We start from the raw sequence: 8,250 nt of genomic DNA, 5'->3' as shown, positions 1-8,250 counted from the left end.
TTCGAATTTATAACTGTCCTATTTTTGGGGAAGCCTACAATACCTGTTTAATTTCTTTTCGGGATCCAGATGATTTTGATACAAATTTTCAGGCATTACTATGCTGTGAAAAAGTTCTCGACTCCGCTCGAACACCGTAACAAAACATCAATTAAATTGGTGCTCGAGCGGTGTCGAGAACCTTTCTAACTAACAAAAAAAGCCTCTAGCAAAGACACGAAGTTTAAATGCGTAAAAACGACATGTTTAATCAATGAAATCTGTGATTACACAATTCTTATAAAACAAAAAATCCAGCCGAAGCTGGATTTTTAATTATTATATGAGATTCCTTTTTTCAAAGGAATTTTTATTTCGCGATATTCACGGCTCTCGTTTCACGAATTACCGTTACTTTCACTTGTCCTGGGTAAGTCATATCGGTTTGAACTTTTTGAGAAATACTAAACGATAACTCAGAAGCTTTTTGATCGTCTACTTTTTCACTTTCAACAATAACTCTAAGTTCTCTACCTGCTTGAATTGCATAGGCTTTTTTAACGCCTGAAAAACCAAAGGCAATTTCTTCTAGGTCTTTTAAACGTTGAATATAACTATCTAAAACTTGACGTCTTGCTCCTGGCCTTGCTCCTGAAATAGCATCACAAACTTGAACGATTGGTGCTAATAATGACTTCATTTCTATTTCGTCGTGGTGCGCTCCAATAGCGTTTATCACGTCTTCTTTCTCATTAAACTTCTCAGCCCATTGCATACCAAGAATAGCGTGTGGTGTTTCCATATCAGCTTCAGCATCTGGTACTTTACCTATATCGTGTAATAAACCAGCACGTTTTGCTAATTTCGGATTTAATCCTAATTCTGCTGCCATCACCCCACAAAGTTTAGCCACTTCACGCGAGTGTTGTAATAGGTTTTGACCGTAAGAAGAACGGTATTTCATTCGACCTACCATTTTAATAAGCTCAGGATGTAAGTTATGAATACCTAAATCAATTACCGTACGCTTACCTACTTCAATGATTTCCTGCTCAATTTGCTTCTGCGTTTTCTTAACTACTTCTTCAATTCGTGCCGGGTGAATTCTTCCGTCAGTCACCAACTTATGTAAAGATAAACGGGCCACTTCTCTTCTAACTGAATCAAAACAAGATAAGATAATCGCTTCTGGTGTATCATCTACAATGATTTCAACACCTGTTGCAGCTTCAATAGCTCTAATGTTTCGACCTTCACGTCCAATAATACGTCCTTTAACGTCATCAGATTCTATATTAAATACAGATACACAGTTATCAACAGCTTCTTCTGTACCAATACGTTGAATGGTGTTAATAATTACTTTTTTAGCTTCTTGTTCAGCGGTTAACTTAGCCTCTTCTAAAGAACTTTGAATAAAGGCCATGGCATCATTCTTCGCTTCACCTTTTAAGGATTCTACCAACTGTTCTTTGGCTTCTTCAGCAGAAAGGCTTGAAATGACCTCAAGTTGTTGTACTTGACTTTTATGAAGTTTATCAACCTCCTCTTGTTTCTTTTCAACAACATCAAGTCGGTGATTGTAATCTTTAATTTTTTGGTCTAGAGTATCGTTAAGTTTTTTAGATTTTGATAATTCACTAGACACCTGTGATTCTTTATCACGCGTGCGTTTTTCGGCATCAGCCATTTTTTTGTCACGAGTTAAAATGACTTTTTCGTGCTCTGACTTAAGTTCTATAAACTTTTCTTTAGCCTGAAGTATTTTATCTTTTTTAAGGCTTTCACCTTCGCTTTTTGCTTCTTTAAGTATTAAACCGGCACTTTTTTTCGCTTCTTTAATAAGTTTTGACGCATTGTTTTTTTCTAGTGTCTTTGCGATTATAAAGCCTATTACAAGGCCTAAAATGACACCACCTACTGCAAATATAATTGAGTTATCCATCGTTGAGTTAGTTGATTTTCATATATAAAAAAAGCCTACACCAGTCTAAGATTTTGTATAAACTCCTTAAAAACAAGTTTAGGGCTAACAAGCTGATCAAGGGTCTGTTCAGTATTGAAATAAATCAATACAACAGCATGCTTTTACAACTTAAACTCACCCTTTTTAAAGAATTAACGTTGAGTTTATCAAAAATAAATAACCAATGTAGGCAGTAACTTTTAGTTTATTTAAAGAACGTTTTAGAGACTATATATGTGAATTCAACAAGGAATTTAAAGCGATTAGCTTTTCTTCTACATGCTCAGACACATTTGCTTTATCTATAGACTTCTGTTCAACTTGAGCTGCAAATTGTAGGGCACACATGGCCAAAACATCTTGTTTATCACGAACAGAATAACTTTGCTCAAATTGTTTTATCATAGCTTCAATGTTTTTAGCTGCTTTTCGCAAACCTTCCTCTTGACTGGCTTCAATAGTTAAAGGGTATACACGATTAGCTATAGATAGCTTTATTTTAAGCTTTTCTGACATTGAATTTATCTAGCTTTAATCGGAGAGTTGAGCAATACAATGGTCTATATCTCGAATTAAAGCATTTATTTTAAGCTTTGTTTCTCTTTTATTATCGTCACTACCAAGCATTGAATTTGCCATTTTTAGAGCTTCAAATTTTTCTTCCCAATTCACAATTTCTGCTTTTTGGTTTGAAATTTCTTTCTTTGAAGCGTCTAATTCTTCTGTTAATTTCGAATTAGCAAGCTTTAAAAGCTCCATCTTATGTAATAATTTACCAATCTTGCCTTCTAACGAATCTACAATATCTTCAATATTACTCATTTACAATTTTCAATACTTATCCAACAAAGTTAAGCTTCCTATGCATAAATAACAATTGTTTTCTCATAAAATTTTTAAATGCCTTTTTTACGGTACACTAAGTAAACAGTGACTTGATTTTTGTTTTATTCTTTGCTTTTTAATCTAGGGATTGATATTTTAGCCGGAACACTTTCTCTATGCGAATTATAACTTTTGTCCTTCTTATTTTTTCATTATTTGGCAACGCTCAAAATAATTACCCTCAAGATTATTTTGGTAACCCGCTTGAAATTCCGCTGATATTATCTGGAACTTTTGCAGAGTTACGTTCTAATCATTTCCATTCTGGGATGGACCTAAAAACACAACACCGCACCGGTTTAAATGTAGTTTCATCTGCTGATGGTTTTATCAGTAGAATTAAAATATCACACTGGGGCTATGGAAAAGCTTTATACATCACCCACCCCAACGGCTACACAACAGTTTATGGCCATTTATCAAAATTTGCTCCTGAAATTGAAGCTTATATTAAGAAACTACAATACGAAAAGGAATCTTATGAAATTGAACTTTTCCCAAAAGCAGGTGTTTTAGTAGTTAAAAAAGGTGAACTGGTTGCTTACAGTGGGAACACTGGTGGCTCTGGTGGTCCGCATTTACATTTTGAAATACGCGACAAACAAGAACGCCCCATGAACCCCATGCTTTTTGGTATTGACAGTAAAGACACTACAAACCCTGTTATTAAATCCATTTATGCTTACCCTTTAGACGACCAGTCGTTTATTAATAATTCGAATAAAAAGCAAAAACTCGTATTAGCGCCTTTAAAAGGTGGTGATTACACAACAGAAACTATCGATGCCATTGGTAATATTGGTTTTGGAGTTGAAACTATTGACCGTCTTGATTTAGCACCAAATTCTAATGGAGTCTATAATATTCAAACCTTTGTAAATGGTACGCAAAACTTTGAGCTTGACTTTAAGCGCTTCGCTTTCAGTGAAACCAAGCATATTAATCAGCTTATAGATTATGAAAATTATACCACTTCAAAAAAGCGTATTCAAAAATTATATAAAATAAATAATCCGTTAAGCATCATAAAACCTATTGTTAATGATGGTATTGTAAAAATTGAAGACCAGACTAGTGCGGTTTATAAAATTCGTGTTTCAGATTTTGAAAGCAATTCGTCATGGGTTACTATTCATATTAACGGGACAAACGACAGTACCGCTATAGCGGAAGTAGAAAAAATCACACCATATTATATTAATAAAAACCAGGCGACAAATTTAACAGCTGGTAAAGTTTCTGTAGATTTTTATAAGGACACTTTTTATGAAGATTTCTACATCGACTTTGATGTAAAAGGCGATACTGTTAAAATTCACGAAGATATTAAAGCTACTAAAAAGAACTTTAGTATTACTTTTGACATGAGCCATTACAACGAAACAGACCAAAGTAAACTTTATGTGGCACAGTTAGTTGGCAAAAACAAATACCCTAGTTATACGTCTACAAAACGTAAAACTGATAAACTCATTGGAAACACTAAAAAATTAGGCTTATATACCATAGTTCTAGACACGGTACCTCCTCGAATCTACGGTTCAAGTTTTCAAAATGAACAATGGATTAGCAATCACAATACTTTAACTATTAAAATTGATGATAAGGAATCTGGTATTTCAAAATATAGAGCGACCATTAACGGAAAATGGATTTTAATGGAATATGATTATAAAACAAAAACACTTACTCATGATTTTAGTGATGCTGTAATTTCTGAAACAAATAACAACTTTAAGCTTATTGTAACTGATAATGCGGGAAATAATTCTACTTTTGAAGCGTTATTTTACCGAAAATAAACCAACAGACCCCTTGAGAGCTAAACATTTACTAACCTCCACCCTATTTTTCATACTTTGTCATATTAGTTTTGGACAAACTGCGACCATAAAAGGTATTATTCTAAACGAAAATAATTTACCCGTAGAACAGGTCAATATAAAACATAAGAATGACGGCACAACAACCAATAAAAATGGTTTTTACAGCATTACTGTACCTGCAAACCAAGATATTTCTTTAGTTTTCACACACCTATCTTATAAAAGTATTGAGAGCTCTTTTCACCTTAAAAACGGTGAAACCTACGAGTTTAATCCGGTAATGAATTCTACTATTGAACAGATTGCCACAGTTGTTATTAATAGTGGTTTGAGAAAAGAAGTTCAAGGTATTGTTACCCTAGACCCTGAAGCGATTCGGAAAATACCAGGCGCCAATGCCGGGGTTGAAAACCTACTACTTACTCTACCAGGGGTTAGTAATAACAATGAATTAAGTACTCAATATTCAGTTCGTGGTGGAAATTATGATGAAAATCTGGTCTATGTAAATGGTATAGAAGTTTATCGTCCGTTTTTAATCCGTTCTGGGCAGCAAGAAGGTTTGAGTTTTGTAAACACCGATATGGTAAAAAACGTTGATTTTTCGGCCGGTGGTTTTCAAGCGAAATATGGCGACAAACTATCTTCGGTTTTAGATATTACTTATAAAAATCCGTATCAATTTGAAGCCAATGTTGATGCTAGTTTACTTGGTGCTAGTGTCTCCGTTGAAAATGTTAGTAAAGACTCTAAGTTTTCAGCCATTGTAGGCGCGCGTTACCGTGATAATAGCTTATTGGTTGATGCCAAAGAAACGGAAACCAATTACAAACCTGTTTTTGGAGATATTCAGGCCTATTTCACTTATAAATTCACAGATAAATTTCACCTAAGCTTTTTAGGAAATGCTTCTTTAAACAAATATAGTTATGAACCTGAAACCCGTCAAACTAACTTTGGAACCCTTACTGAGCCCATGGCGCTTTTAGTGTTTTATGACGGACAAGAAAAAGACCAGTACCAAACCCTGTTTGGAGCTTTTAAAGGAACATACTTTGCGAACGATGATTTGACCTTACACTTAATTGCCTCTACTTACCATACGCAAGAACAAGAACATTTTGATATACTTGCTCAATACCGTTTAGGAGAAGTAAATGCCAATATTGGTGATGAAGATTTAGGGGAAGTTGAATACAGCGAAGGCATTGGGAGCCAACTTACCCATGGAAGAAACGATTTAGATGCGCTTATTACTAATATAGAACATAAAGGAAATTTCAATATTGAAGAACACCATCTTGAGTGGTCATTAAAATATACTAATGAAGATATTCGTGACCGTTTAGTAGAATGGGAATCTATTGATTCGGCTGGATTCGCTATTAGACCAGCTAATAAACCAGCTAACGAGCAGCCTTATATTCCTTATACAGAACCTTTAGAACCTTATACCAATGTAAGAGCTACCAATCACACGACTATAAACCGTTTTCAAGCCTATGGGCAATGGAGCAAACGTGGGCAATTGGGTCCTCATGAGGTTTGGTATAATGCAGGTGTTCGTGTGCATAATTGGACCGTAAGTGGTGATGGTATAACATCAAACACGCAAACGGTATTTAGTCCGCGTGGCCAATTCACCATAAAACCAGATTGGGAAAAAGACATGCTTTTTAGAGTGGCTACAGGATTATATTATCAACCGCCATTTTATAGAGAACTTCGTGATAGGTTTGGCGTTGTTCAACCCGAAGTTAAAGCACAAAAATCATTTCATTTAGTGTTAGGTAACGATTACAGTTTTAAAATGTGGGACCGCCCATTTAAACTGACTACGGAAGCCTATTATAAAAAACTAACCGATGTGAACCCATATACGGTTGAAAACGTTCGTATTCGATACCGTGCCGATAATAATGCCGAGGCCTATGCTTATGGTTTAGACCTACGTTTAAATGGTGAGTTCGTTCCAGGAACCGAATCATGGTTTAGCTTTGGCTATTTAAAAACTGAAGAAAACATTGACGACCGTGGTTATATACCAAGACCAACCGACCAACGCTTAAAATTTGCGGCCTTGTTTCAAGATTATGTGCCTAATGTACCAAGTTTAAAAATGTACTTGAATTTAGTGTACAACACAGGCGTACCTGGTGGGTCACCGAGTTATGCCGACCCATACGACTACCAATCACGATTACCAGACTACAAACGTGCTGATTTAGGTATTCAATATGTGGTAACTGATAGAAATAAGCAATTTGACCAAGGTTGGAGAAAGGTATTTAAAGAGCTATCCTTCGGAATAGAAATCTTTAATATTTTTGATGTTCAGAACTCGATTACTAACACCTGGGTGCGTGACGTTACCAACAAACGCCAGATAGCCATTCCTAATTACTTAACGCCGCGTGTATTTAATGTGAGAACAACCATGAAGTTTTAATGCGTTATAAAGCCTTTTAAAACAGAAACCACATAATCCACTTCTTCTTTAGTATTAAAAATACTGAAAGATAAACGTAATGATGGTTTTAGTAAGTCTTCACCTTTTAAAATTTCAAATAAAACATGTGATTTTTTAGAGCTTCCGCTTTGGCAGGCACTTCCTCGTGAGCAAGCTATTCCTTTTAAGTCCAATTGAAATAAAATCATAGCCGCTTTTTCTTCTGCTAAAGGCAAACGCACGTTCAAAAGGGTGTGACTGCTGTTTCCCAAGTCTGAAGAGTTTCCGTTAAAAGTCACATTAGGAATTTCGGCAGAAATCTTTTCAATACAATATTGTTTTAAATTTTTGAGGTAAGCAAATTCGGTTTCAAAATGAGCATTCGCTTCACTTAAAGCTTTTTCCATGCCCACGATGTTATGGACATTTTCAGTACCCGCTCTTAAGCCACGCTCCTGCTCTCCACCTACGATTAAGGGTTGTAAACCCGAGTTTTTTCTAATAAAAGCAAATCCAATGCCTTTTGGCCCATGAAATTTATGAGCCGAAGCAACTAAAAAATCAACAGCAACTTCCTCTAAATCTAATGGATAATGCCCAACGGACTGCACGGCATCGGTATGAAATAAGGCATCTTTTTCCTGACATAAAATAGCTACACGTTTTAAATCTAAAATGTTACCAATTTCATTGTTTATATGCATTAATGACACCAGAGTTTTCTCTTCCGTCTGAAGCAAAGCTTCCAAATGTTTAAAATCGATACTACCATCAGCCTCTAAATCAACATAACTCACTTTTATTTTAGCCTCTCGTTCTAACTTTTGAACCGCATGTAAAACCGCGTGGTGTTCTATTTTAGAAGTGATGATATGCTTCACCCCTAAATCTTTAACAGCACTATTTAAAATGAAATTATCGGCTTCAGTGCCACCCGAAGTAAAAATAATTTCACTTGCAGCCACATTTAAATGCTGGGCAATGGTTTTCCTTGCTTTTTCAATTAAGCTTTTTGATACGCGTCCAAAACTATGTGACGATGATGGATTACCAAAGTTGGATTTCATCACTTCAGTCATCGCTTCAATCACTTCATCACGCATGGGTGTTGTCGCCGCATTATCAAAATAAACCTGTTGCATAAC

The 8,250-nt window shown here is 35.4% G+C and carries 6 protein-coding genes and 1 other RNA gene; 2 read left to right on the top strand and 5 right to left on the bottom strand.

Features of this window, described 5'->3' with window-relative positions; genetic code table 11:
• Positions 1–349: 349 nt before the first annotated feature.
• From rny to F6U93_RS01695, 4 genes are all read right to left on the bottom strand, one after another.
• Positions 350–1,924: a ribonuclease Y gene (rny, locus tag F6U93_RS01710; RefSeq protein ID WP_150936245.1), complete on the bottom strand. Its 1,575-nt coding sequence runs from the start codon at positions 1,922–1,924 to the stop codon at positions 350–352.
• Positions 1,925–1,983: 59 nt separating this feature from the next.
• A non-coding RNA gene (gene ssrS / locus F6U93_RS01705) (6S RNA) lies at positions 1,984–2,109 on the bottom strand.
• A 64-nt stretch (positions 2,110–2,173) separates the two neighbouring features.
• Positions 2,174–2,461 (bottom strand): cell division protein ZapA, encoded by a 288-nt coding sequence (locus tag F6U93_RS01700; RefSeq protein WP_150936243.1) that lies wholly within the window; start codon positions 2,459–2,461, stop codon positions 2,174–2,176.
• Between the two features lie 15 nt (positions 2,462–2,476).
• Positions 2,477–2,767: a hypothetical protein gene (locus F6U93_RS01695; RefSeq protein ID WP_150936241.1), complete on the bottom strand. Its 291-nt coding sequence runs from the start codon at positions 2,765–2,767 to the stop codon at positions 2,477–2,479.
• A 179-nt stretch (positions 2,768–2,946) separates the two neighbouring features.
• Between F6U93_RS01695 and F6U93_RS01690 the strand changes: the two genes are divergently transcribed.
• Positions 2,947–4,632: a M23 family metallopeptidase gene (locus F6U93_RS01690; RefSeq protein WP_150936239.1), complete on the top strand. Its 1,686-nt coding sequence runs from the start codon at positions 2,947–2,949 to the stop codon at positions 4,630–4,632.
• Positions 4,586–7,105, top strand: a complete 2,520-nt coding sequence (locus F6U93_RS01685; RefSeq protein ID WP_150936237.1) for a TonB-dependent receptor — start codon at positions 4,586–4,588, stop codon at positions 7,103–7,105. Before F6U93_RS01690 ends, F6U93_RS01685 begins: the two co-directional genes overlap by 47 nt.
• Here F6U93_RS01685 and F6U93_RS01680 read toward each other — a convergent pair.
• Positions 7,102–8,247 (bottom strand): cysteine desulfurase family protein, encoded by a 1,146-nt coding sequence (locus F6U93_RS01680; RefSeq protein ID WP_150936235.1) that lies wholly within the window; start codon positions 8,245–8,247, stop codon positions 7,102–7,104. The genes F6U93_RS01685 and F6U93_RS01680 overlap by 4 nt on opposite strands.
• Between the last annotated feature and the right edge of the window lie 3 nt (positions 8,248–8,250).

The organism is Pseudotamlana haliotis (assembly GCF_008806375.1).
Taxonomy (GTDB): Bacteria; Bacteroidota; Bacteroidia; order Flavobacteriales; family Flavobacteriaceae; genus Pseudotamlana; species Pseudotamlana haliotis.
The sequence above is the reverse complement of the archived record's forward strand: the minus strand, read 5'-3'. Positions and strand labels throughout refer to the sequence as shown.

Bases quoted from the DNA above. Each gene is read 5' to 3' on its own strand.
- rny (WP_150936245.1), bottom strand. From the start codon at position 1,924: ATGGATAACTCAATTATATTTGCAGTAGGTGGTGTCATTTTAGGCCTT.
- F6U93_RS01700 (WP_150936243.1), bottom strand. From the start codon at position 2,461: ATGTCAGAAAAGCTTAAAATAAAGCTATCTATAGCTAATCGTGTATAC.
- F6U93_RS01695 (WP_150936241.1), bottom strand. From the start codon at position 2,767: ATGAGTAATATTGAAGATATTGTAGATTCGTTAGAAGGCAAGATTGGT.
- F6U93_RS01690 (WP_150936239.1), top strand. From the start codon at position 2,947: ATGCGAATTATAACTTTTGTCCTTCTTATTTTTTCATTATTTGGCAAC.
- F6U93_RS01685 (WP_150936237.1), top strand. From the start codon at position 4,586: ATGCGGGAAATAATTCTACTTTTGAAGCGTTATTTTACCGAAAATAAA.
- F6U93_RS01680 (WP_150936235.1), bottom strand. From the start codon at position 8,247: ATGCAACAGGTTTATTTTGATAATGCGGCGACAACACCCATGCGTGAT.